Consider the following 23859-nt stretch of genomic DNA (forward strand, 5'->3'; position numbering starts at 1 on the left):
GAGCCTGCTCGCGATGAGGCCCTGACAATCACCAAAAATCAAATGATCGAAACATCAGCCTCAAAGCCGAAACCGATCCACCGACTGCGACAGCTTCCCCGCCAAAGTCGACAGCTCATCAGTCGTCGAAGCCGTCTGCCCAATCACCTTGCTGTTGCCTTCCGACATACCGGCAATCATGTCCACCTGATGGGCGATTTCGTTGCTGGCCAGACTCTGTTCACCGATCGTGCGGGTGATGTCATTCACCAGCTCAGTGGTATTGAGCGTGGCTTGGAGAATTTCTCGGATGGCGCGCTCGACATCGGCAGTCACCGCCATGCCTTTGTCGACCTGCGCAACGCCCGCCTCCATGCTGGTCACCGCTTCGCGGGTACTTTGCTGGATGCGCGAGACCATGCTGGCAATTTCCTGGGTGGAAGCGCTGGTGCGCCCCGCCAGGCTGCGGACTTCGTCGGCCACCACGGCAAAACCTCGGCCTTGCTCACCAGCGCGAGCGGCCTCGATGGCGGCGTTGAGTGCCAGCAGGTTGGTTTGATCGGCGATACCCTTGATCACCTGAATGATGCTGAAAATCCCCTCGGACTCCTTGTCCAGCGTGCGGATCACTTGGGCCGATTGCTGCGCCGAACGCGCAATACCGTCCATGTCGTTGACCACCTGATGAATCACGCGACCGCCATCCTTGGCCAGTGCCTCGGCCTGGTTGGCCATGTTCAGCGCGCGCTCCGCGTGTCGGGTGATTTCCTCGATACTCGCAGTCATTTCACTCGCGGCGGCGGCCATAGTGCTGGCCGCGACGCTTTGCTGTTGGCTGCTGTCAGCGACTTGATGGCAGCCACTGCTCAGTTGCACGCTCATGCCACTCACGCCATGCGCATTGCTGCGCACCACCTCGATCATGCCGCGCAGGTCACGCTGCATGGTCGCCAGACTGCGGATCAATGCGCTGGCTTCGTCCTTGTGGGTCGGTTCGACGATAGGTTCGCTCAGGTTGCCATGCGCGATGCTTTGGGCAATGCGGCTGGCGGTCTGCAAGGGCCCCATGATGCTAAAAATCACCCAGCGACCCTGGATGAGCAGCAGCAACAGGCTGGCGATGAGCACGATTCCCAGCGTGAAATTGGCGCTGCTGATGGCCTCCTCGGTGCCTTGGCTGGTCTGTTGGGTGTTGGTTTCGATCAGTTCGCTGAGGGCCGCCATCTGGTCTTCCAGTTGGCTGAACGCGGTATTGAACGTGCCGAGTTCCTTTTGTGCGGAATCCGGATTTTCCAGGGCCAGACCGACAATGCGCTCGGCCGCACCGATGTAGGTATCTAGGCTCGGCTTGACCTTGTTCAGGCCAGTCTTGATGGTGTCGTTGACCGGCAGCTTGAGGTTTTCACCCAGCACTTCACGAAAATGCGCCGCATGTTCCTCGATGGAACTGCGCACCTCGGCTTTGCTGCTGGTGCTTTTGCCCAGCCCGACCACCATCGCGGACAGCACATCGGCACGCAGGGCGTCGTGCATCATGTCGGCTTCAAGGTGATTGCGCAGCGCGGTCATGCTGACCTCGTTGTCATTCACTGCTTCAGCCATTCGGGTGTTTCCCACGTAACTGACCAGGCTCACGATCAACGCGGTGAGCAAGCTCGTACCAATCAGCAGCAACAAGCGTAATCTTATAGACATGGGGTAGCCCTCTCTCGGTACGTCGCTTTTATGAACACGTTATCGGCTGCGTCGGCCACTCTTTGAAGCCGGACGCCGCACTTTCGGTGTTTTGCGACATGCGGTAGGTTCTACCTGGGATCTTGATTCCGTGCGGTCTTTTTCTGAGCGCTGCAGTCATGGCCAAACCTTGCGCCAGACCGCTAAAGTAGCGCGACGAAAATCAGGGACCCCATGACCATGGACGAGCTTCACCAAGGCAGCTGCTTATGCGGCGCCGTTAAATACCGCGTATCCACCGAGCTGAAAGCCGTCACCCATTGCCATTGCAAACAATGCCAAAAGAGCCATGGAGCGGCGTTCGCGACGTATGCGAGCGCTCCCAGGTCGGCGGTTTCTGTCGTTGCGGATGCAACGGCGCTCAAGGGTTACGAATCGTCCAAAGGCGTCACACGCCAGTTCTGCTCGAACTGCGGCTCTTCGCTGTTCTGGTCAGATTCGAAGGGGGCGTTTTCGGAGTGGGTTTCGATAGCGATCGGTACGCTGGATACGCCTTTCCTGGCGTTGAAGCAGAAACACACCTGGATTGAGTCAAAAGTCTGCTGGTACGAAGCCGATTCGCTACAGGCCTAGCGCTTTCGTGCCAGACGCTGCTGCCAATTGCCGCCATTGGCTCGCTGGCATTGCTCTTCAGAATCAAACTGCACATGGGCCGAGACCTGGCTGACGAGTACTTCCGCTTCGTTTAACGCGATAGCGGTCAGTTCGACCATGCGCTCGCCCTGCCCGCTCGCCAGCGCCTGATCCTTGTTGGCTTGGGTGTCAAAGACCCAGACAACCCTCAGACTGGAAGGAAATTCGTCGTAATCGACTTCGTGGGTCAGCCATTCGAATCCGACGATTTGCGCTTTGGCCGTTTCACACGCCTCGGTCAGAGTGGCGACCAGGCGACGCTCGATGCGTGCATGATCGCGTTTGCTCAAACCCATGGGGAATCCTTTTGATGGTCGAAATTGTGGATCAGTCTCAATCGAGCACCTCTTCGGGCACTCGATGCTCCCTGCAAATCAAATCGATTTCGCCGGATTCCAGGGGTTCCTGAGTCAACCCACAAAAAGCCCCGCCTGCCACTGTCTGATGGAAGCGACAGCTTCGGCAAAGCCCGAAACCCGGTACATTTTCCCCTTGCTGAATATTCCTCAGCAGCTCCAGCAGCAGCCCTTCCAGATCCTGTGACCGAGCGCCCATTCGCCTGGCGGCAGCGACCAGAAAATCCGGCGGCATCACGGCATCCAACAGGGCTCTGGCCGGCGCGGTCAATTCCAGGTGCACGCTGCGTTTGTCTTTGGCGTCCGGGGTCTTGATCAGCAACCCATTGGTTTCCAGTGCCTTGAGAGATTGCGACACGGTGCCCTTGGTCAGCCCCAGATATTCGGTCACCGCCAACGGGGTGTTGGAGTAACGATTGCAGCGGCCCAGATACATCAGCGCGCTCAATTGAATCGGCTGCAGATCCGTCAGTTTCGGGTGTTCGCGAAACCAGACGCGCGTCAGGCTCGACAGTCTTTCCAGCAGATCGAACAACACGGGGGAATTTCCAGATCAAGAGTGTTGATAAATAGTATCGGATAAAAACCATATTGACAAAATTCAGCGTTGCCTTAGGCTTGTCGGTATCGATTCGAAACTACTTAACACACACTGAGAATGGAGGTCATCATGAAATCGGTACTGGCACTGGCCATCAGCACGCTTCTGGTAGCACCCGCGTGGGCCCACGATTCGGCAGGTATCAGCAGCGAGAAGAGCACGACTGACGCCGCGTTCGATCTCGTTCATACCCGTGTCTTCAAGGAAGGCAACAACCTGGTATTTGAACAATTGGTCGACGGCAAGGCCGGTAGTCGGGTGCCAGTGGCTAAAGGCGCTTTCGCAGGTGCGGACGTTTATAGCTATGTCTGGCCGACCAGTCTGGACAGCGCAGCCGTCGGGTTTGAAGCGAAGTCAGGCATTCTCGCTCTGGCACTGACCTCGCACCCGGACTTCGACGACACCCCGCAACTGGACGAGAACAAGGACGGCAAGAAGGACAACGACGGCGGCCTCTGGCATTCCCACTGGGTGGTGCTGACCAAAGATGAAAGCTGCGGGCCTGGTGGCCTGAAAGTTCGCGACATCCCCAAAGATGCCAAGCCCAAGCTACCCGCCACCTGGCCTGGCGCGCCGATCTACATCGACTCCCCCGGCTACGACCTGAGCGTCGAGAAAAATGCCGCGAAAATTCGCGTGCCTCTGGCAGCCGTGGGCTTCCCTGAAAGTTTCAACTACGACGGCGTCACCGCGGCCCTGAAGGTCAATGCCGATCTGCACAACCCACTGCTTTGCGTGAGCAGCGTCTATGACATTGCCTCGGGCGACCTGTCTCTGCCCGGCACCTGGAAACTGAAGGAGAGCAAATGATGAGCGTTAAAGTGTTCGATACCCACGTACGCACCAAAGATGGCCGCTACTTGCATTTCGATGTATTGATCGACAGCAACGACCCTGATCTGGCGAAGTCGTACGTCCGCCGTTTCCTTGATGAACAGGGCGTTCAGGACGAAGATATTTCACAGAATGAATGCCGGTTCTGCCACGTTGAACCGACCAACCCGGTCGTCGCGGAGGCGATCAGCAAACAAGGTCACTTCATCATCAAACTGCAAGGTTGCCAGGAGTAACGAGATGAACGCGTATCAGCCTTTGAACTGCGATCTGCACGACTATCTGGAGATCGCCTGCCTGCGCGGTTATCGATTGGATATCGAGTTGAACGACGGCGCACGCCTGATCGCCAAAGCGCTGACGACGCGTACCTCCAGCGACAAGGAAGAGTTTCTGTGCCTAGAAACGGCTGATGGCCAGCGGGAAGTCCGTCTGGATCAACTGCTGGCTGTCACGCCGCTGGACGCCAATGCGCAGTTTGGGCGAGTGGTGTTTCAGGGTGCCGTTTGCAGTATTTGAGCGTCCACCCCGGGTGTTTCAATACAGCACGGCCCCCGCATCACGCATGAAAATTTCAATGGTCTTGGGCCCTACCCCTTCGAACTCCGCGAGGCGTTTTTCGAACGCCTGGCGGTTTTCACTGACGCGCTGAATGTTGCCAATCTTCCCGGCGTATTCTTCGTGCAGTTTGGCGCTGAGCTTTAGCAGTCGCAGGGCTGTGGTTTCGTCATAACGCACGTAACGGGCTTCGCCCAACATGCCCACCAGTTGCCGATGAGTACAGTGCCCAAGCTTCAGCGCGGAATCTCTCGCATGTTTTTCAACAATGACGCGATACGCCTGCGCGGCGATTTCAGCCTGAATCCGCTTGCCCATCAGAAAGCTGGCGATGAACCATTTGAATAGGGCACTTTCGTCCCCGCGCTGCAAATCTATGCCCAGATCAGTGGCGCTGATGGTTTTGTTCATGCTGCTACCCGGTTCAATCAGCCACTCCCCGTATTCAGCGTTCGGTGATAATCCTCGCCTGCGATCGCGCGCAGGTACGCTTGATCCGCCTCAACCCTGAGATCGCGCCACTCCTGCCAACTCACAATTCCCAGGCGGTCCATCTCGTCCGACTGACGAATCAGTTCTTCGTGATAGGCGTCGGGACACTCCATGCGCAGCCTCAAGTCCTCAAGGGCGAGATGCCAGGCGTTGAGCGCTCGCAGCTTTAGCGCATGAGCCGGTGTCAGCAGATTGGCAAACGAGTGCATGGCAGCGCTCCCCGAAGTTCTTTCAGAATGGATCAACTCATCACGAATGCGGTTCAGGCACGCCGACCAAAGGCAGGTTTTTCGTTACAGCACCGCGGCCGCAAACGGGCATTGGGATTTGGGGATTTGGGGATTTGGGATTTTGTAGCAGCTGTCGAGCAGCGCGAGGCTGCGACTGCGGTTTTCCTGAAGAAACTCAGTTGCAGGGTTTGCGACGGCTTCGCCGCCGGACGCTGCCTCGCGGGGCTCGACAGCTGCTACAGGGGGACGATCACACACCCCATTCCGGATTTAGTGGTGGCAAGGCTGCGCTTCGAATGTCGAGGCGCAGCCCATTGCTCTGGCTTATTTCGCGTTAAGAAACTCAACCGTTTGCGCAGTGCTCCAAAGGGCATTGGCGATGTAGCGATAGTTGATCAGCGCAGCCAGGTAGCCATCACCTTCCCGAATAAAATCCAGCTGTGTCGTGAAAAGCATAATGGCCCAGACAAGAACGAAACAATCAGGTGCAGACACACGGCGAATGCGGAACACGGTCAGTACACCCAGAAGCGTCGACCACCCACGCAGCAGATCGAGAAACTAAAAGCCCTGTACAACGAGTTCTTATCCATCCGGCGGCAGGTGCTAATCAAATCAGGAGCATGACGTTTGTTACGCTGCTTCCCGTGTATCACCACGGTGCCGATGAGTTTCTACAGCTCCTCGATAACCTCGAGTCGCTCAATAGGGAAAGGGTAAGCCGAGCCGTTGAACTAACAACTGACAACCCAGTCGGGATAATCAGCATCTCTTCTCCCATAACAAGGATCCCACCATGCACAAGTACACGCTGCACTACCTGTTCAAAGACGAGCCCCGCACACACTTGTTCGAACTGAAGCAGCCGCAGCTATCCGTCCATGAGGCGGCGATGCACTTGCTGCAGCTGCATTTTGGGGATGGAGAGAACAGTCTGATCATGCCTACTGCGGACGCGACGCCGGAGGAAATTTTAAAGCAGGCTGAGCTGATAGGGTTGACGCAGATTGAGGTCGTCGATCAATCCCGTTGAGCCAACCTCCCCGGCATGCCACGCTCCCAGAGTGTTTTGGGTCGATCACCCATCATGTGAGCGACGCCGATTACCTGTGGGAGCGTCGCTTGCCCCGGGCGGCGTTTTGACGAAGAGGCCCGAACAAACAACCCAAATCCCGATGACGCCACGATTACCGCCCCGGCTTTTACGACCAACGGCTGCCACGGCCCTTAGCCCAGCTAAATCCCTCTAGTCCAGCACTTCTAAGACGCTCATCCAACCTCCGCACGCCCACCCGGCAGCAAGCTACAAATACCTGCTTACAATTTAACTCATCATAAAACCCGATCGTGTACTACTGAGTGTTACGTTGAGCGCCTTATCGGGCCAGAGAATGCCAACGTAGTCATGCGCATCAAACTTCCCAGCATTCCTGCCCTCTGCGCCTACCTCGCACTGTCCTGCCTGTTTGCGACCGCGTGGGTCATCAATCCTGCCAATACGCATTCTTCCTTTGCCCAGATAAGCCCCGTGATGGCAGTCGCCGGCAAAGTGGCCAAGCCCATTTATACCAGCCGTTTCGCCTCCTCCGGGCTCGTCGATTTCGTGCATTCCTCGGCGGTCACCGCCTTGCCCGACGGCAGCCTGATGACGGTCTGGTTCGCCGGCTCGCGCGAAGGTGCAGCCGATGTGCAGGTACGCTCCGCCCGGTTCGACTCGAAAACCGGCGAATGGGGTGCGGAGCAGGTCTTGGCGACTCGCGATTCGACCCAACAGGGCACTCGAAAATACATTCGCAAGCTGGGCAATCCGGTGATTGCCCTCGCCCCGGATAATCGCGTGTGGTTGTTCTACGTGTCGGTGTCCATGGGTGGTTGGGCCGGCAGCGCGGTCAATGTGATGGTTTCCGACGACTTCGGTGAACATTGGTCCGCACCTCGTCAGTTGATCACGTCGCCCTTTCTGAACATCAGCACCCTGGTCCGATCTGCACCGGTGTTTCATGCCGACGGTTCGATCGGCTTGCCGGTGTACCACGAATTTCTGGGCAAGTTTGCCGAGTACCTCTACCTGAGCGCAGATGGCGATGTGATCGACAAATTCCGCATCAGCCACGGCAAGAATTCTTTGCAACCCACGGTGGTTCCGCTGGACGGACAGCGCGGTATCGCCTTGCTGCGTTACGCCGGAAACACCCATCACCGTGTTCTGGCGACCCGCACTGAAGATGCCGGGCAAACCTGGAGTGAGCCTTATCCGCTCGATCCCTCGAATCCGAATTCTTCGTTGGCGGCCGTGGCAACACCCGAACACGGGTTGCTGGTGGCGCTCAACGATCTGCAGGAGGGACGCTTCAAGCTGAGTCTGTATGGGACCGACGCCAAAATGGACGATTGGCGCTCGTTGCGGGACCTGGACAAATCACCCGATCCACTGGGCGCTCCGTTTTCTCCCGAAGCCTATAAGGAGATCATCGGCAAAGAGTTCCGCGGGTCCAGCGGCGCACGTCGCCAATCGCTGGAAGCGGAGTTTCTGGATAACCTCGACAACCGTGTCTGTAAGAGCCAAGGCTGTGAATTCGAATACGAGTACCCGTACTTCATCCGCAGTCCTGACGGCATGTACCACTTGGTTTATTCCTGGAACAACACCTTTATCAAGCACGTTACCTTTAACGATGCGTGGCTCAACGAGCGTCTCAAATGATCAGCCTGTGGCAAGCCCATGTCAGCTTCGCAATGATCCTCTTCCTGGTGCTGCCTTCGTTCGGCTTGTCCAGGGCCTGGCGGATCGCGCTGCTGGCTGCGTTGCTGGCAGCCAGTTTCATATCGCAGGAAGGGTTGTCCCTGGCCGCGTATTTGCGCAGTTACATTGATGACCTTGCGATCACCACCCTGGTGTTCATGGCTTGGGGCTGTTTGCGTCGGCTGGACATGCTGCCACCGGCGCGGGGCAAAACCGGCGTATTGATCCTCTTTGCCGTGATGGCCGTGGTGCTGTACCCGGCTACCCTGGGCATGAGTGATCTGGACCCCTATCGGTTCGGCTACAGCCCGCGACCCATGCTGATTTTCTTCGCAGTGCTGACATTGGGCCTGTTTTATCTGCGCAATGGCCTCGCCGTGTTGATGCTGGCCAGCGCGACCCTGGCCTTCATCGCCGGGATCAAACCTTCGCAAAACTATTGGGATTACCTGGTCGATCCGCTGCTGGGTCTGTATTGCTGCGTGGCATTGCTGACGCTTGCCATACGCTGGACGTACCGCCGCTCAAACAAGCGGCGTGGTGCGGTCAGCGACGAATTCAAATCCGTTTGAGATTTAACGACTTTTTAACAGGGGAACAGGGATGGGTTGGCTGCACTCGAGACGTTTACATTACTGGCTAGGCGCTACAGCGATTGTGTTTGTGCTGTTTGCACTGCTGAGGGTGGTGTTCTTCTTCGGCTTCTCCGGGTTCGAACCCAAAGCCCTGATCGACACAAAGGGCGTCTGGGAAACCCTGAACATCGGCTTTCGTTTCGATCTGCGCCTGGCCATCCTGACGATGTTGCCGTTGGCATTGCTGGCCTGGATTCCTCGCTGGAACCTGCTCCGCAGCCGCCTGCTTCGGCGGATCGCACGCGTGTATCTGGTCGCCGTGCTGAGCGTAATGCTGCTGATCTACATCATCGACTTTGGCCATTACGCCTACCTGGGCGTGAGGATCAACGCCACCGTGCTGCGCTTCATCGAGGATGCGCAAATTTCCCGCGACATGGTTTGGCAGACTTACCCGGTCATCTGGATTTCACTGGGTTGGCTGGCAACGGTCGCGCTGGTGACTCTGGTCCTGGTGCGTCTGGAACGCGTCACACTGGATCGCCCCCGCAAAAACATTCACCCGCTCTCCGCGACATGGGGTGGCGCGTTGATGGTCGTGTTGGTGCTGCTGGGCATTTTGGGTCGTGTGGAAAACATGAACCTTGAGAACCCCGTTCCGTTGCGCTGGAGCGATGCGTTTTTCTCGGGTAATAACCAAATGGCCGCGCTGGGCCTGAACCCGGTGTTGTTCCTCTACGATACGGTCAAGGTTGGCCAATCGCGCTACGACGAAGCGCAGGTACGTGAGCATTACGCGGTGATGGCCAACTACCTGGGGGTCGAAAAGCCTGATCCGCAGACCCTTGATTTCGTCCGTCACCAGGCGCCACAACCCTACAAAGTACCGGGCTCGCGTCCGCCGAACGTGATGTTCATCATGCTTGAATCGCTGGGCACCAGCGCCGTCGGGGCTTACGGCAACCCGATCAATCCGACGCCCAATCTCGATCGCCTGGCCACCCAGAGCTGGTTCTTTAAGCACTTCTATGTGCCGGTGACTGGGACCGCGAAAACCGTCTGGGCCAGCATTAGTGGCGTGCCTGACGTCACGCGCCAGGAAACCGCGACGCGAAATCCGCTGATCACCAAGCAAAACACGCTAATCAATGCCTTCACCGGTTACGAGAAGATCTACACCATCGGCGGCAACTCCGGCTGGGCCAACATGAATGCCCTGATTCGGCAAAGCATCGACGGCGTACGCTTGTTCGAAGAGCGGGACTGGAAATCCCCGGTGGTGGATGTCTGGGGCATTTCCGATCTGGACCTGTTCAAGGAAACCGATCAGATCCTGCAAGCACTGCCCAAGGACAAACCGTTCTTTGCGTATGTGCAGACGGCTGGCAATCACCGTCCGTTCACGATTCCCAAGAGCAATGACGGCTTCGAGGTCAAGCACCCTACCCTGGCCGAAGTACAGGCCGCAGGATCGCGCAGTGTCGAGCAGTACAACGCCGTGCGCTTGCTGGACTTCAACCTCGGACGCTTGATGGAAATCGCCAAGGCCGGCGGCTGGTACGAAAACACCATTTTCGTGATGTTTGGCGACCACAACACTCGAATCGCGCAGATCCCTTTCCTGGCACCGGCCTACGAGCAACTGGGCCTGGAAAGCAATGCGGTGCCGATGATCATCCATGCGCCGGGCTTGATCGGGACGCGCAAGGTCGAGGAAGCGGTCGGCCTGGTGGACTTGCTGCCTACCGTGGCGGGGATGGCCGGTCTTGAGTTTCGCAACAGCGGCATGGGCCGTGATATCCAGCAGCCCGCGCCCGAGGGTGAACGCGTGGTGCCGCTGGTTTTGCGTGAGGGAACGTTCCCGCTCATTGCCGGGGTGACGCAACACTACATGGTGCAGATGGAGCACGACGGCAGCTCGCCGACTCTTCATGACCTGGCTTCGATGACGCCGCTGGACAACGTCGCCGAGAAAAACCCTGAAGAGTTCAAACGCCTGTCGGAGCTGACCCGCGCCATGCATGAAACCTCCAGATTGATGCTGTACCAGAACGTACAAAAGTAAGCTCACAGGCCTGAAAACCCGCGTCTAAGCTTCAGATAGACGCGGGTCCTCCTCGCTACACCGGTAAAAGACTCTGCCTATCACGTCCCAATACTCCTCCTATTAGCTGACTTCCCAAGTGGGGTCTAACCTGTATCCAGCGCTGGCGGAACAAGCTGGCCGGTTTAGTGCTGATAGGGAGACAGGAATGAGTCCGAAGCTTGACTAGGCCACCCGTGGGCCACCGCACAGGCAACTCGATTGCCGCTGTTCAGACTTCCCGTGTGGTCCAGACAATCAGTTGATCCAACTGCTGGCCCTGCAGCCTATGTCATTGATTTCGCTCGTTGCTATCTAACGCCCACCCCGGGCTGATAGCCGGATGAACACGACCAAAGGTAGCTCGCACATGGCAAATGAATCGAAATGCCCGTTCAATCACGCCGCTGGCGGTGGCACCACGAACCGCGATTGGTGGCCGAACCAACTGAATCTGAAAATCCTGCACCAGCACTCGTCCCTGTCCGACCCCACGGACGAGGGCTTCAACTACGCCGAGGAATTCAAGACCCTGGATTTTGAAGCGGTCAAGCGGGACCTGACGGCGCTGATGACCGATTCCCAAGACTGGTGGCCGGCGGACTTCGGTCACTATGGGCCGCTCTTCATTCGCATGGCCTGGCACGCCGCAGGCACGTACCGCACGGGTGACGGTCGTGGCGGCGCCGGATCTGGACAACAGCGCTTTGCACCGCTCAACAGCTGGCCGGATAACGTCAGCCTCGACAAGGCGCGCCGGCTGCTCTGGCCGATCAAGCAAAAATACGGTCGTAAAATTTCCTGGGCGGACTTGATCGTCCTCACCGGCAACGTTGCGCTGGAGTCCATGGGCTTCAAGACCTTTGGTTTTTCCGGCGGCCGGCCCGACGTCTGGGAACCGGATGAAGACGTGTATTGGGGTTCGGAAAACAAATGGCTGGGCGGTGACACCCGCTACGGTAAAGAAAACGAACCCATGCAAGAACCCGGCGAAGGCCCGCTCGTTGCTGAGCCGGGAGAAAACGAGGAGAGCCGGACCGAACAAGGACGCAACCTGGAAAACCCGCTCGCCGCCGTGCAAATGGGCCTGATTTATGTGAACCCCGAAGGCCCTGAAGGCAACCCGGACCCCGTCGCTTCGGCCAAGGACATCCGTGAAACGTTCGGGCGCATGGCGATGAATGACGAAGAAACCGTGGCGCTGATCGCCGGCGGCCACGCCTTCGGCAAGACCCACGGTGCCGGACCTGCCGACAACGTCGGTGCCGAGCCCGAAGCCGCGGGCCTCGAAGCCCAGGGCTTTGGCTGGAAGAACAGCTTCGGCACCGGCAAAGGCCCGGACACCATCACCAGCGGCCTGGAAGTGACCTGGACCACCACGCCCACCCGGTGGAGCAACAACTACCTGGAAAACCTGTTCGGCTTCGAGTGGGAACTGAGCAAAAGCCCCGCCGGAGCGAACCAGTGGGTCACCAAAAACGGCGCCGGTGCCGGCACCATTCCGGATGCTCACGACCCGTCCAAACGGCGCAATCCCACCATGCTGACCTCGGACCTGGCCCTGCGATTCGATCCGATCTACGAGCCGATCTCGCGGCGCTTCCTGGCCAATCCGGATCAGTTGGCCGACGCATTCGCCCGTGCCTGGTTCAAGCTGCTCCACCGTGACATGGGCCCCCTCTCCCGTTACCTCGGCCCGGAAATGCCACGTGAGGAATTGCTGTGGCAAGACCCGATCCCGGAGGTCGACCATGCCCTGATCAACGACAGTGACGTCGCAGCGCTCAAGAGCAAGGTGCTTGCTTCGGGCCTGAGCGTTTCGCAGCTGGTATCAACGGCTTGGGCAGCGGCTTCCACCTTCCGCGGCTCCGACAAACGTGGCGGCGCCAATGGTGGTCGTCTGCGGCTGGCTCCGCAGAAATTCTGGCAAGCCAATCAGCCTGAGCAACTGGGGAACGTGCTGGCGAAACTCGAGAGCATTCAGAACGAGTTCAACAACAGCGGCAAGAAAATCTCGCTGGCAGACCTGATCGTGCTGGCCGGTAACGCGGGTGTCGAACAAGCGGCGAAAAATGCCGGTCACAGCGTCACGGTGCCTTTCACACCGGGTCGGGCGGACGCCTCGCAAGAGCAGACGGATGTCGAGTCTTTCGGCTTCCTTGAACCCATCGCCGATGGTTTCCGAAACTACCTCAAATCCCGCTACACCGTTTCGGCCGAGCATCTGTTGATCGACAAGGCGCAACAGCTGACGCTCACCGCGCCAGAAATGACCGCGCTCGTGGGTGGCCTGCGCGTGTTGAACACCAATGTCGGGCAAACAAAACACGGCGTGTTCACCCAGCAGCCAGAAGCGTTGACCAATGACTTCTTCAAGAACCTGCTGGACATGGGCGTGGAATGGAAACCGACCTCGGAGGCCAATGAGGAATTTGAAGGACGCGATCGGAGCACGGGTGAAGTGAAGTGGACCGGGACCCGTGTTGATCTGGTCTTTGGCTCTCATGCGCAGTTGAGGGCGCTGGCCGAGCTTTACGCGAGCAGTGATGCGAAGGAGAAATTTGTGAAGGACTTTGTGGCGGCGTGGACCAAGGTGATGAACCTGGATCGCTTCGACGCGAAGTAATGCCGTTGTTGAATCTGTGAGGCCTGGAATGGGCCACCTCGATCCGGTGATATGGATGGAGGTGGCCTTTGGAAAAGCTCATACCCTTTGTTCCGGAACCAGGCGTTGTTTCCGTAATTGAAATCCGGAATCGATCAAACCCCTGCCTTCAATCGAACCCCTCGCAATTGGACAGGTCTGCTCTTTATGACCTCTCCGGAATAAGCTCCCATGTCTGCGCACCACACCCTCGTTTTACTCGCTCGGGCCGGATATGCCGCTCGAGGCGCTCTTTACCTGATCGTTGGCATCTTCGCGCTGCTGGCGGCTCAAGACTCGACAAAACCGAAGGACAGTCAAAAGAGCCTGGAGGCCTTGTTAAGCCAGCCATTCGGCTATGTTTTAGTCGGGTTAGTGGTAGCGGGCCTGCTCGCTTTCGCCGGTTGGCGTGTGTTGCAAGCCATACGCGACGTCGATCATCACGGTAACAAAATGAAGGGTTTGGTGATTCGGGCAGGGTTGTTGGCGGGAGGTGTAGTCAACGGCGCGGTGGCTTTTTTTGCGTTGGGCTTACTCGTTAGCGGGATCAGAAGCTCGGGTAACTCCGGGGGTGGGCAAACCAGGGATTTACTGGCGTATCTGCTGTCCTGGGAACACTCGAATGTAGGGGTGTACCTCATCGCACTCGTCCCTCTCGGCGTAGGCATCGCGCACATCATCAAGGGATGGAAGTCGTCGTTCGAGAAGTATTTTGAAGCTGACGAAGACGTCATGCGGTACGTCCGCCCAGTGTCTCGGTTCGGACTGATAGCTCGTGGCGTCGTCTTTATCGAGATCGCTCTGCTGCTGATAATCAGTGGCTCGCGCTATAAAGCCATGGATCCACCCGGCATGAAGGAGGCCCTCGATGCGCTCCAGAACCTGCCGGCCGGAGGCGTGATTTTGATGGTGATGGCCTTGGGGTTGATCGCTTTTTCGGTTTACAGCTTGTCCGAAGCCGCTTGGCGCAAGATAAACATGGATGTGCCGGGAGTGCCGAAAGCATAACGGCTTGCTCCGTGACCGATCCACGGCCCTTCAATAAGCCACTTCCCGCACCGACCGTCTGACCTCAGCCTGTATGGCATAAGCCGGCGCCTCCACCGCATTGAAATCTTGTGTATACCGCTGGGCAAATCCTTCTACTCCCCATTCCTGGAACTGTTGCACATGCTTCAGTTCGTGCGCCCACAGCGCGATATTTTGTTCTGCGGTTTGAGCGTCCCGGAAGAGGATGATGTCGATCAGCGTCACGGCACCGACATCGGGGTTTTGCAACATGGCAGTGGCGGCGTTGAATTGGCTGTTGTCGCTGACTTTGTAGCGCGCGGTATCGAGGACGCTGGGGTCGTACCAGCGCAGCAGTTGCTCCCGTATGTGCGATGGAATGGGTTGAATGCCGGCATTGGCTGCTTCCGCGCGGGCTTGGTTCAGCCAGAGCGCCAGGGCAGGTGCCGCTATCTGGTAGATGTCGTCAGGCAGGGGGCCGAGCAGCGGTCCCACGTCTGGCAGGCAGATGCAGCCGTCCAGGCACACTTGTCTCTCGCCGGCTGGACAGGTGTTGTCCTGGGCTGGCACTTCAAGCGTCAGGCAAAGAACAAACAGCGCCACCAGGCGCGTGGTGATGGACGGCATTGGACGCTCCAGGGACGGACGCAGCGCGAACAGTGGATCACAATTGATCGACGACCTGCATAGCGTTAGCGTAGTCCCGAACCAGGCGCCCCCAGGATAATCGCAGGACGCGACAGACTGACTTTTTCTGCGAATCCCCCACTTCAGGAGACCTGCGTCCGCGCCAGCTCTTGGCTGGTAGCAGCCCGTCGGGGCAGCTGGTTTACGGCCAGAAGCCGACATTGGAGGAATGCGTTTGTAAGTCGATGGTGACGTGCACAAGAACAACTGGAGCTCACCCTCCAGCTTCTGGATAATGGCCATATGCCGCCGATCCGCGCAGCCCACTGATAAGGACATCCCGCTCGATGAAGTTGCCGTCCCCTGCTCTGCTCCTTGCTTGCGCTCTGCTCCTGCCCACCATCGCCCAAGCCAGCGATGCCGCGCTGACCGAAACGCTCAAGGCCTTCACCCGCTGCGATGCCGGTTTCTTCGCCAGCCTGAACACCCACCGCGATGCCTGGGGGGCGTTTGCGCCGTTTAAGCAGGAAAAAGATGCAGCATGGATAGCCGTCAAAAACCGCGGCAGCAGCCCGGAAAATTCGGTGCCTCTGCGCGGTACGCCGATCGTTGCCGGTATGAAACTGTTGTCCTATGTCGACGAGAGCAGCGACCTCGGCCAACTGGGTCACTACTATTACTGGGGTTTTATTGTTGAAGGCAGCGTAGACGAAGTGGCCAAGCGCCTCGCGCCGCTGATGGAGCAACCCGGGCAATTGCAGGATGTAGGCTCGTCCTATGTGCGCAGTGAACTCAAGGTCGGTGACCAATGGCGTGTCATCCAGCCGCAGCCAGGCACGGCGCCGGGTAGCAAACGTGTGGAACGCATCTTGATCGTCGAGGCGGAAGGCAAACAGGGCACTCAGTCGCGGGTCAATTGTTCTCTGCAAGGCGCCGTTGACGGTACGATGCTCGCCCAACTGCGCCCGGACATCGCGCCGGCTGATTACCCTCAGCCACAACCGGATATGAGTATTGCCGGTGTCGCCGTACCGGAAGACGTGCTCAAGCGCCTCGACTCACCTCTGCTCAAACCGAAATTCAAAACGTTGAGCTACACCTACGCCACCAGGACCGGCAATGCGATCAAGGATCGTCCGGTGACGGTTGAATACACCGCAGACGGCGGTTTGCTGAAGAAGAATGAGATCTACAGCGAAGCCTTCCACGTCGAGCGTCTCACCCTGGCGGGCCTGATTCAGTTGAAGTCGAAAATGAACGGCGTAGGCGATGGACGCGTGTTGCTCACCCGCGAACTTGAGGTTAAAGCCCCGACGAGCTGGAGCCCCGGCCAGACGTTGAGCGCTCGCCTGATCATGGAAGAAGTGCCTGCCCGGCCAACCGACAAACCCGTAAAGCTGTCAACGACTTGCACCGTGGGTCAGCGCTTCCCCGCCCGGCAGGTATTCGCCTCGCTGACCGGCGACGCCATCGCACTTGAGTGCGAACTGGGCACCAGTAAAACCTCCAACGCCTTTATCGAGGATTTGGGTGTTTCCCTGACGCTGGAGTCGACGTCAGACAAATCGAATAGCGTGTATACGTTCACTGCAGTGGATGTTGTGCGTTAAGCAGTCATCGAGACTGAGGCCAAGACACGCTAGATGCAGCGGCTTGGGTAATCAGGTCGGACGCATGACAGGCCCCGACACCATTGAGCTTCTTTATCATTGCTTGACTACGGAGGGCGAGATTCTTGCCGGCTGGTCTCGTGGCACGGTTGGCGTTGATCACGCAGGACGTACCACTCTGACCTTCGTATGGGGTTGGTTGTCGGGCGCGACTGGAGGTGGGGAGTCTAGCTACGTCGAGCTTGTTGAATAGCGAGACTGCAAATGGCCAGTGGCCGGACACTCTTTGAAGACGCGTCACTCGAATTCAACGAGGACTCAAGGCAGATGCAGGACTATTGAGAAACGCATTCCACAGTTCATAAGCATCGTGATGTCGCTTAGTCGCGTCGTCCCAGTCGGGCCCGGAAACACAGCGGGATGAAACCAGCGTCATGATGCCCATGGTGGCAGCATCCAGCTCGATCAGCAGCGCGTGTGAATGGATTCTGAAGTCTTCTATCGAAGTCATGATGTGAGCCCCAGCGGGGTATCACCGCTATGTGAGAAGCAGGCACCTCTCAAAGAGTGGAGTGTGGCCACCGCTAAAGATTCATATTCTCGGGCTTCTGCCCTCCGTCGCCTTACGCTCGCAATCGATTGTCCCCCCTGAGTTGACAGTTAAACCGTTTTCACCCTCTTTTTCCCTTATCCGTAGATGATTAATCTGGGCCCATGTTGAACGAAGCCACTTACCCATCTCGATAAAGGATTTCATCATGAGCAACGCCACTCTCAACCGCCTGAACAAAGACGACGCCGTAGTCCTGATGATCGACCACCAGACCGGCCTGATCTCGCTGGTGCAGGACTTTTCGCCCAATGAGTTCAAAAACAATGTGCTGGCCCTGGCTGACGTGGCCAAGTTCTTCGACCTGCCAACCATCCTGACCACCAGTTTCGAACAAGGCCCCAATGGCCCACTGGTGCCGGAGCTCAAGGAAATGTTTCCGGACGCGCCTTACATTGCCCGTCCTGGCCAGATCAACGCCTGGGACAACGAAGACTTCGTCAAGGCGATCAAGGCAACCGGTCGCAAACAACTGATCATCGCCGGCGTCGTGACCGACGTTTGCGTGACCTTCCCGACGCTGTCGGCCCTGGCTGAAGGGTTTGAAGTGTTCGTGGTTACGGACTCTTCCGGCACGTTCAACACCACCGTGCAACAGGCGGCGTGGACCCGCATGACGCAAGCGGGCGCGCAAATGATGAATTGGTTCTCGGTTGCCTGCGAGTTGCAGGGTGACTGGCGCAACGACATCGAAGGCTTGGGCAATCTGCTGTCCCAGCGCATTCCGAACTACCGCAACCTGATGAACAGCTACTCGGCATTTACTGCGCGCCAGGCTTAAAGCCTTACTCGTAAAAAACCAAAGCCCGCTTTTTGCGGGCTTTTGGCATTACGCGTCAGAGTGAGCCTGAATCGAAGCTTTGAATGTTTGTGTTTAGGTAAGAAACGCAATCGCGTCCATCAGTACCGATAAGTGGCCTGCACTGAAAATCCATTCGCACTGTTTTTGTAGTTGGCACTGTATTCCGGTTGAATGCCGGAGTTGTCCGACTGTTTTACAGAGACTTTGGAATCCCACAGATAACCATAAGCAAAGTCCACTGTCAGATCGTCATTCGGCGAATAAGCGCCACCCAAGGTCACGGCTTGGCGATTCCCAACCGGAACTCGCACGCTGCGATCGGCATTCCTGATGGGCGACGGATCATAGGCGTAGCCTGCGCGAAGCAGCCATTGTTGGTTCAATTGATAAGAGGCGCCAACGGCGGTAGACCAAGTGTCGCGCCAGTTCATTTCTTCGATCACAGTTCCCATGCCAGCCGCCTGGCCCACGGGGGAAAGACCGCTGTTGATGGCCTCGATTTTCTGGATCCGGCTCCAACGTTTCCAGGTGGCTCCCAAGTATCCGGTCCAGCGACTATTGAAATGATGGGTGATGGACGTATCCACGGATTCGGGCATCGTGAGGTCTATCTTGTTGTCATAGTTTCCGTCCAGCGGGATAACGCTCGGGGAGCCAGAAACCTCAGTATGCCCCTTGAGTTCATAGTCCACCTTCGAGTGATAGTTAATCCCCCAACGGGTTGCCTCAGTAAAGTCAACCAGGATGCCTACGTTGTAGCCAAGTGCCGTGTCATCGCCTTTGACGGTGACCAGTGTGTCCTGGCCGTTGTTCAGTGCGCCGGTGGCCAGGTAATTCTGAAGTTTTGCATTGAAACGGTTTATGGTCGGTCCACCACCAATGGACACGTAATCATTGATCCGCCAGGCAATGGTAGGTTGGAGGGTGACCTCCTTAGTCGTGCTATAGGATCCGTGGTAGCGCCCCTGAAAAGAGCTCTCGTAATCATTGATCAGACCACTCGGAGCATAGAGGCCCAGGCCAATCGAAAAACGATCATCAAGCGGCGTCGACATATAAGCAAAGGGCACGGCCTCTAAGGGAACCGAGTCTCCCTTATTCGTTCCCGAGGCACTGCTCTGCGCATCACTGATGTCATCACTCACCGAGACGACCGCTGCCCCGCCGGAAATCTCACTGCGTTTCAACTTGGTCAGGCCTGCCGGGTTTCCATAAATGGTGCTGGCGTCCAACGCCGAAGACGACCTTCCTGCATAAGCCGTTCCCGCACTGCTTGCACTTTGTTCGTTTAAAGCAATGCCATTAGCGCCTGCAATTGTAGAGGCGCTGAATAGTGCCATGGCACTGGTGAACTTAATCCAGACTGCACACTTTCGCTGAGCAGAGAGACACGGAATCACACGGTTATTCAGTTTCATTTTCCACCTCTTGTTTATTGTTTTTGTTGGTTGCACGCAGGCAAGGCTTCGCCGTCCTGTGCACCTCTCAGTGCCAGTTGGAGTTGATCGAAGTTGTGTAAAAGGCCCTGGCTTACCAGGCCAGGGCTTAATGGCCGGGCTTACGGATGCGAATCAGTGACTCAATTAATCCACTCGACTTGAAAGCTATAGCGCCCCAAGAGCGGAGCCAGTATTTCCTGGTCAGTTCCGGCCCTGATGCAGGCAACATGCCCACGGCGATTGTCCTGCACGACCTCAACAGCAATGTCCAAAAGCCCCAGGCGCCCCACTTCCTGCTGGACTACTTTGGCAATTTCCCGCTGCTGCAAAGCAGGCTTGAATATCTTGCCCACGGCAGTCAGTGGCAACGCTTCGAGGATTTCAATGCGCTTGGGAACGGCTGCCCGCTCGCTGATGTTGTGATGAGCAAACGCCTGAAGTTCTTCGGCGTCGCAAACTTGCCCGGGACGCAGTTGGACGTAGGCGACCGGCACCTCGCCCGAGTAGGCATCGGGGCTGCCGATTGCAGCGGCCAAAGCGACGGCAGGATGCGTCTGCAGGGCTTCCTCGATTTGCTTGGGATCGATGTTGTGGCCGCCACGGATGATCAATTCCTTCTTGCGTCCGGTCAGCCAGAAGTAACCTTGCTCATCCTGGCGACCCAAATCGCCCGTATTCAACCAGCGCTTACCGTCGATATCGATCCAGAGGCCCTGGTTATGACGCGCCTCCAGATAACCTTCGAAAAGGTTCGGACCACTGATCGTAATGACGCCGATCTCATCCACGTTGGCGTCGCGCAGGTACTCTCCAGCATCATTGAGCACAACCGCGCGCATGTTCTGGTAGGCGATCCGTACCCCGATGGAGCCGATACGGCGCTCACCATGGGGCGGATTGATTGAAGAAACGCAGGCGCCCTCGGTCAGACCATACCCTTCAAGAATCTTTACCCCGGTCCGGCGCTCGAACTCTCGGAACAGCTCCGCCGGCATGGGTGCGGCGCCACAGATTGCATAGCGAAGACTGGAGAGGTCGCGGCCCTGCCATTCATTTTGCAAAAGCGCGGCATAGACCGTTGGCACGCCGGAAAAGAGGTTGATACCGAAGTGCTCGACCATCTCCCAGAATCGTGGAATCACCCCCTCGCCACGATACCCCTGAGGCGTCCCGAGAATCACATGGTCGCCTTGAGTCCAAGGCATCAGTCCGGTGACCAGTTGTCCATTGACATGAAACAGCGGCAGGCCACAAAACAGAACCTGGACATCACTGCGTGGCTGCATGTGAGCGGCGATGGCCCATGCATTGAATACTTCCGAGCCATGGGTTCGCGCGGCGATCTTGGGGAGCCCGGTGGTGCCGCCCGTGCAGATGTAGGAGGAGCACTCATCCTCGCGGATCTGCCGACCGCTCTTCAGGTGGGTGTGCGGCTGAGTATTCATCAGCGATCGCCAATCGTGGATCGCGATATCGCTGTGTAACTCTCGTTCATGCTGTGCCATGGCTTGCCGAGCCCCACGCACCGATTCGGCGATATAGGGTTCCATGCTGACCCAAACCACAGACCTGACCGTAGGCAACTGATCCAGCTGCGAAGCCAGTTTTGGCCACAAATCGCTACCCGCAGTTGGCGCAAGCGTGACCACCACGGATACCTTCGCGGCGTTCAGCAAGCCAGCCATCTGCTTCGCTTCGAGCATCGGATTGATCGCCATGACGATGCCCGCTGCTTCCCCGCCCCAGATAGTGAAATGGGTTTCTGGCAAGTTGGGCAGGATGAAGGCCATTACCTCACCCGGTGTTATGCCCAGGTCATGGAAGGCATTTGCCGCGCGGGTGATATCCGCGAAGAGCTCGGCGTAGTTCCACTCGAAGGTGCGCTTGAAATCGGCGGCATCGGCGAAGAAGCTGAGCGCCGGTGCCTGGGGATTGCACTCGGTCGCCAGTCGCAGCGCTTCATACGTGCTGGAAGCCAGGCCACGCTCCGACAAGGGGACTCGTTCAAGGCTTTCGATGTCATTCAGGGTCTGCACCACCATCAGGCCTCCTCCACGACGCGGTTGCGTTGCACGCCGAGATCGATCACACCATCGGCGCTACGAATGCGTGCCTCGACCACGTCACCGCCCTTGAGGTACTGCGTCCGGCCTTCCTGCGCCTTGAGGAAAAGCTTCCACTTGGTGGCTTCTGGCAGGAGGGCTGCAATGCGCATTTTGGCAGGTGAAGGGATCGTCAGGGCACAGCCGGCAGGCGTACCGGTGGCGATCAGGTCTCCAACGGCGAGATCTTGCAAGGCGGAGAGTTCAGTCAGGGTTTCAGCGGGGCCGTAAACCAGATTGGCCGTGCTGTCGTTCTGGCGCACTTGGTCGTTGACGGTCAGGCGCAGCTGCAGTGCTTTGAGGTAATGCATGTCTTTGGCATCCAGCAGGCACAGGTAAGGGCCGACCGGGCCGAAAGTGCGATAGCTCTTGCCCTTGTAGAACTGCATCTGGGGAATCTGAATGTCACGCGCCGAGTAGTCATTGACGATGACGACGCCTGCAATGAACTCATGCAGATTGGCGTCGGTGACCGCAACAGCGCCGGTGATCGAGCGCTTCATCACAAGGCCCAGTTCGATCTCGTAGTCAAGGAAGCGCACGTGGCGCGGCTTGATCAGGTCGCTGTCAGCCGCCACCAGGCAACTCGTCGCCTTGGTGAAGATCATGTTGAATTTCTTCGCGTCCGGGTCCATGCCCGACTCGATCATGTGCTGACGGTAATTGGCACCCTGGCAGACGAACTGCTGGTTTCGGGTCACCGGCGACAGCAGTTTTACATCGCCCTGCGCAAGCTCAGAACCTTTCAATTGAGCGAGGTCGTCGATGCTGTTCTGGCGAATGAAGTCACCGGTGGTTTCAAAAACACCGGGGACAACTGTGATACGGCCCTGGCGAAGCACGCCCCAGTGGATACCGTTCTCAAATTCAAAGCGGACTACGTGTACAGCAGACATTGAAGGTACTCCTGGAGCAGTGTTTTTCCCGTGCTCGATGGCATGAGAATTCTGGTGTTGTTCTTGTGAAGGGCTGGTAATGATGTAAATCAACGAGCCTCCGGCGATCACAGCGCCGGCTTTGAGCACATCGCGCCGGCCGTATCTGGTTGAATTGCCCGACATGGCGGCAGCTCTACCCGAACATCCGCATGAGTGTTACCAACTTTCGAAGGGTCAGGTCCGGGCTGCGTCGAAGGTTGCGGATCAGCAGAATCAGCTTGGCCAGGCTCATCTTGGGTTTTGTAAAACTCTTGGGCATGCGCTGCCCCCACTGGGCCATTGCCTCGGGGCTCACCGGATGAATGCCCGTAGGCCGGGTGGCCGTGAAAAGATCCCCATCGCAGTAATGCTCGTGCTTGTCACCCCAAGGGTCTTGCCAGTAATCGAAGATTTGACTGCCCAGAATGTGCCGGCCGATGCCCCATGAGTGCTCCCAACCGCGCTCGCGCAAAACGCGTTGCCCCATTCCCACGGCGTCTGCATCGACGACTTCATAGGCGCTATGGCTGTAGGTGGCCATGAACCCTTGTGCAATCGCGAGCGTATGGTGATCCGCAGGAATATCACCGAGATCAAGGCGCATGAACGTGACAATAGGCGTGCCGTCGGGGAGTACCTGCACATCGCTGGGAATAAACCCGAAATGGCGCGTGTACCAGGCGCAAGTCGCCTGGTAGTCGGCCACTTCGATGACGATGTGGCCAAGCTTGAGGACTTCAGGGGGAGCAATCGGCGGGCGCTGTGTGGCGTTGATTCGCGGTTGCTCGTTCGCCAGATTCCAGTGCAAAGGAGCTCTATGCGCCAGAGCCTTGCCTGGCGTCCGGTCGCAAACCGCTTCCACAACGAAACCGGAAGGATCCGTCAGTCTGACGCAATACCCTTTGCCAGGATGCTCCGACTTCTCTACCGATGAAGCACCCGGGATTCGCGTGAGTTTTTCCAGATCGTCCAGAGACTGGACGGCAAGTCCGAACCCGATAAAACGAGCCTGTTCTGCGCGATGGACACGGTAACAATATGAGGGGGCATCGGTGGCCCGCAGATAGAGCGTATCGGCGTCCTGCCGACTGACCGTCAGGCCGAAGTCAGTCAGGAAACGCGCCGCCGCATTCAAATCCGGTCTTTGAAAGATCAGGTGAGTCAGATCCTGGGCCTTCACCGTTGGCTGCGGGTGACGGGTGGGCTGTTGCGTCGCCAACCGGTGCAATTCGTTTTTGTTGTTCATTGTTGTTGTTTTCCGGGTTTTTAGGGCAAAGCTGTC

Annotated in this window: 24 protein-coding genes and 2 pseudogenes; 14 read left to right on the forward strand and 12 right to left on the reverse strand. The window is 57.6% G+C overall.

Annotated features, from left to right (window positions below):
* Positions 1-60: 60 nt before the first annotated feature.
* Together ACYZT6_RS14835 and ACYZT6_RS14840 are read right to left on the reverse strand one after the other, a co-directional pair.
* Positions 61-924, reverse strand: coding sequence for a methyl-accepting chemotaxis protein (locus ACYZT6_RS14835; protein ID WP_371922082.1), 864 nt, complete (start codon positions 922-924; stop codon positions 61-63).
* Positions 919-1674: pseudogene (locus ACYZT6_RS14840) on the reverse strand (MCP four helix bundle domain-containing protein); the annotation flags it as partial. The pseudogene ACYZT6_RS14840 and the gene ACYZT6_RS14835, both read right to left, overlap by 6 nt.
* A 219-nt stretch (positions 1675-1893) precedes the next feature.
* On the opposite strand from ACYZT6_RS14840, the gene ACYZT6_RS14845 reads away from it, so the two are divergent.
* Positions 1894-2286 (forward strand): GFA family protein, encoded by a 393-nt coding sequence (locus ACYZT6_RS14845; RefSeq protein ID WP_462027551.1) that lies wholly within the window; start codon positions 1894-1896, stop codon positions 2284-2286.
* Here the strand turns inward: ACYZT6_RS14845 and ACYZT6_RS14850 are convergent.
* A complete protein-coding gene (locus tag ACYZT6_RS14850; RefSeq protein ID WP_462027552.1) occupies positions 2283-2642 on the reverse strand; it encodes a hypothetical protein in 360 nt (119 codons plus the stop codon). The two genes, ACYZT6_RS14845 and ACYZT6_RS14850, sit on opposite strands and share 4 nt — an antisense overlap.
* Positions 2643-2679: 37 nt before the next feature.
* A complete protein-coding gene (locus ACYZT6_RS14855) occupies positions 2680-3240 on the reverse strand; it encodes a MarR family winged helix-turn-helix transcriptional regulator (RefSeq protein WP_462027553.1) in 561 nt (186 codons plus the stop codon).
* A gap of 132 nt (positions 3241-3372) precedes the next feature.
* On the opposite strand from ACYZT6_RS14855, the gene ACYZT6_RS14860 reads away from it, so the two are divergent.
* Genes ACYZT6_RS14860 through ACYZT6_RS14870 form a run of 3 tightly spaced genes read left to right on the forward strand, consistent with a single transcriptional unit; the run spans position 3373 to position 4656 of the window.
* Entirely contained in the window at positions 3373-4113 is a 741-nt protein-coding gene (locus tag ACYZT6_RS14860; protein ID WP_462027554.1) for a hypothetical protein, read from the forward strand.
* Positions 4113-4373, forward strand: a complete 261-nt coding sequence (locus ACYZT6_RS14865) for a DUF2024 family protein (RefSeq protein ID WP_462027555.1) — start codon at positions 4113-4115, stop codon at positions 4371-4373. The genes ACYZT6_RS14860 and ACYZT6_RS14865 overlap by 1 nt, the downstream gene beginning before the upstream one ends.
* Before the next feature lie 4 nt (positions 4374-4377).
* Positions 4378-4656 (forward strand): Rho-binding antiterminator, encoded by a 279-nt coding sequence (locus ACYZT6_RS14870; protein ID WP_462027556.1) that lies wholly within the window; start codon positions 4378-4380, stop codon positions 4654-4656.
* Positions 4657-4674: 18 nt separating this feature from the next.
* On the opposite strand, the gene ACYZT6_RS14875 is transcribed toward ACYZT6_RS14870, so the two are convergent.
* Both ACYZT6_RS14875 and ACYZT6_RS14880 read right to left on the reverse strand, forming a co-directional pair.
* Positions 4675-5106, reverse strand: a complete 432-nt coding sequence (locus ACYZT6_RS14875) for a DNA methylase (protein WP_462027557.1) — start codon at positions 5104-5106, stop codon at positions 4675-4677.
* 17 nt (positions 5107-5123) lie between these two features.
* Entirely contained in the window at positions 5124-5396 is a 273-nt protein-coding gene (locus ACYZT6_RS14880; RefSeq protein ID WP_462027558.1) for a hypothetical protein, read from the reverse strand.
* A gap of 27 nt (positions 5397-5423) precedes the next feature.
* Between ACYZT6_RS14880 and ACYZT6_RS14885 the strand changes: the two genes are divergently transcribed.
* The 7 genes from ACYZT6_RS14885 (at position 5424) to ACYZT6_RS14915 (ending at position 14470) form a co-directional block, all read left to right on the forward strand.
* The gene (locus ACYZT6_RS14885; RefSeq protein ID WP_462027559.1) at positions 5424-6044 is read left to right on the forward strand and encodes a hypothetical protein; all 621 of its coding nucleotides are present in this window, start codon (positions 5424-5426) and stop codon (positions 6042-6044) included.
* Between the two features lie 169 nt (positions 6045-6213).
* Positions 6214-6450 carry a hypothetical protein gene (locus ACYZT6_RS14890; RefSeq protein ID WP_462027560.1) on the forward strand — a complete coding sequence of 79 codons (237 nt, stop codon included), beginning with the start codon at positions 6214-6216 and terminating at the stop codon, positions 6448-6450.
* A 372-nt stretch (positions 6451-6822) separates the two neighbouring features.
* Positions 6823-8121, forward strand: coding sequence for a sialidase family protein (locus ACYZT6_RS14895; protein ID WP_462027561.1), 1299 nt, complete (start codon positions 6823-6825; stop codon positions 8119-8121).
* Positions 8118-8732, forward strand: coding sequence for a hypothetical protein (locus ACYZT6_RS14900; RefSeq protein ID WP_462027562.1), 615 nt, complete (start codon positions 8118-8120; stop codon positions 8730-8732). The genes ACYZT6_RS14895 and ACYZT6_RS14900 overlap by 4 nt, the downstream gene beginning before the upstream one ends.
* A gap of 31 nt (positions 8733-8763) precedes the next feature.
* On the forward strand, positions 8764-10800 hold the full coding sequence (locus ACYZT6_RS14905) for an LTA synthase family protein (RefSeq protein WP_462027563.1): 2037 nt from the start codon (positions 8764-8766) through the stop codon (positions 10798-10800).
* A gap of 388 nt (positions 10801-11188) precedes the next feature.
* Positions 11189-13444, forward strand: a complete 2256-nt coding sequence (gene katG, locus ACYZT6_RS14910) for a catalase/peroxidase HPI (RefSeq protein ID WP_462027564.1) — start codon at positions 11189-11191, stop codon at positions 13442-13444.
* A gap of 210 nt (positions 13445-13654) precedes the next feature.
* Positions 13655-14470 (forward strand): DUF1206 domain-containing protein, encoded by an 816-nt coding sequence (locus ACYZT6_RS14915; protein WP_462027565.1) that lies wholly within the window; start codon positions 13655-13657, stop codon positions 14468-14470.
* Between the two features lie 30 nt (positions 14471-14500).
* Here ACYZT6_RS14915 and ACYZT6_RS14920 read toward each other — a convergent pair whose 3' ends face one another.
* Positions 14501-15097, reverse strand: a complete 597-nt coding sequence (locus ACYZT6_RS14920; RefSeq protein WP_462027566.1) for an eCIS core domain-containing protein — start codon at positions 15095-15097, stop codon at positions 14501-14503.
* A 347-nt stretch (positions 15098-15444) separates the two neighbouring features.
* Between ACYZT6_RS14920 and ACYZT6_RS14925 the strand changes: the two genes are divergently transcribed.
* Together ACYZT6_RS14925 and ACYZT6_RS14930 are read left to right on the forward strand one after the other, a co-directional pair.
* Positions 15445-16707: a hypothetical protein gene (locus ACYZT6_RS14925; RefSeq protein WP_462027567.1), complete on the forward strand. Its 1263-nt coding sequence runs from the start codon at positions 15445-15447 to the stop codon at positions 16705-16707.
* 43 nt (positions 16708-16750) lie between these two features.
* Positions 16751-16960, forward strand: a pseudogene (locus ACYZT6_RS14930) (hypothetical protein); the annotation flags it as partial.
* 54 nt (positions 16961-17014) lie between these two features.
* Here the strand turns inward: ACYZT6_RS14930 and ACYZT6_RS14935 are convergent.
* The gene (locus ACYZT6_RS14935; RefSeq protein WP_462027568.1) at positions 17015-17218 is read right to left on the reverse strand and encodes a hypothetical protein; all 204 of its coding nucleotides are present in this window, start codon (positions 17216-17218) and stop codon (positions 17015-17017) included.
* Positions 17219-17465: 247 nt separating this feature from the next.
* Between ACYZT6_RS14935 and ycaC the strand changes: the two genes are divergently transcribed.
* Entirely contained in the window at positions 17466-18098 is a 633-nt protein-coding gene (gene ycaC, locus ACYZT6_RS14940; protein ID WP_462027569.1) for an isochorismate family cysteine hydrolase YcaC, read from the forward strand.
* 119 nt (positions 18099-18217) lie between these two features.
* On the opposite strand, the gene ACYZT6_RS14945 is transcribed toward ycaC, so the two are convergent.
* From ACYZT6_RS14945 to ACYZT6_RS14960, 4 genes are all read right to left on the reverse strand, one after another.
* Positions 18218-19537, reverse strand: coding sequence for an outer membrane protein transport protein (locus ACYZT6_RS14945; protein WP_462027570.1), 1320 nt, complete (start codon positions 19535-19537; stop codon positions 18218-18220).
* A 161-nt stretch (positions 19538-19698) separates the two neighbouring features.
* Positions 19699-21600, reverse strand: coding sequence for an acyl-CoA synthetase (locus ACYZT6_RS14950; protein ID WP_462027571.1), 1902 nt, complete (start codon positions 21598-21600; stop codon positions 19699-19701).
* A complete protein-coding gene (locus ACYZT6_RS14955; protein WP_462029954.1) occupies positions 21600-22556 on the reverse strand; it encodes a fumarylacetoacetate hydrolase family protein in 957 nt (318 codons plus the stop codon). Before ACYZT6_RS14955 ends, ACYZT6_RS14950 begins: the two co-directional genes overlap by 1 nt.
* A 175-nt stretch (positions 22557-22731) precedes the next feature.
* Entirely contained in the window at positions 22732-23823 is a 1092-nt protein-coding gene (locus ACYZT6_RS14960; RefSeq protein WP_462027572.1) for a VOC family protein, read from the reverse strand.
* Between the last annotated feature and the right edge of the window lie 36 nt (positions 23824-23859).

Source organism: Pseudomonas sp. RT6P73 (assembly GCF_054897715.1).